1 protein-coding gene is annotated in these 709 nt (G+C 75.3%); it reads right to left on the bottom strand.

The window, feature by feature from the left end:
* Positions 1–17 precede the first annotated feature (17 nt).
* Positions 18–709 (bottom strand): zinc ribbon domain-containing protein (locus N869_RS15725; RefSeq protein WP_035063261.1); only part of this gene is annotated, 692 nt, incomplete at its 5' end.

The raw sequence follows: 709 nt of genomic DNA, 5'->3' as shown, positions 1-709 counted from the left end.
CCGCGGTCCCGCGGCCGTCACGAGGCCGCGTCGGCGCCACGCACGAGGATGCGACCGCACTCCTCGCACCGCACGACCTGCTCCGGCGGCGCTGCGCTGATCCTCTGCACGTCACCGGCGTTGAGCTCCAGCCGGCAGCCCTCGCAGCGGCGCCCCCGCAGCGGCGCGACCGCCAGACCGCCGAGCTGGGCCCGCAGACGTTCGTAGAGCGTCACCAGGCCTGCGTCGAGCCCGTCGGCACGCGCAGCGCGGTCGGAGGTCACCGTGGACGCCTCGCGATCGATCTCTGCCAGGGCGGCGTCCAGCTCCGCCTGGGCGCGCTGCTGCTCCGCCAGCAGCTCGTCCCGGGCGCTGGTGAGCCCCGCGAGCGCCGTCTCGTGGGCCTCGAGGCGTTCCATGACCTCGAGCTCGACGTCCTCCAGGTCGCCCTGGCGCCTGGCCAACGACTCGAGCTCGGCGGTCAGGGCCTGCACGTCCTTGACGCTCGCGGTGCCCGAGTCGAGCCGGGCCTGGTCACGGGCGGCCCGGTCACGCACCTGGGCCACGTCCTGCTCGGCCTTGGCCAGCTCGCGGCGCAGGTCGTTGCGTGCCGTCTGCGAGGTGACGACGGCGTTCTCGACGTCGGCGAGCCGGGCGGACACCTCGGTCAGGGCCTGCCGCGCCGGGTGGTTGGTGCGGCGGTGCGCGAGCTGGGCCGCTCGCGTGTCGA

The sequence above is a fragment of the Cellulomonas bogoriensis 69B4 = DSM 16987 genome, from assembly GCF_000767165.1.
In the GTDB taxonomy this organism is placed as follows: domain Bacteria; phylum Actinomycetota; class Actinomycetes; order Actinomycetales; family Cellulomonadaceae; genus Actinotalea; species Actinotalea bogoriensis.
The sequence above is the reverse complement of the archived record's forward strand: the minus strand, read 5'-3'. Positions and strand labels throughout refer to the sequence as shown.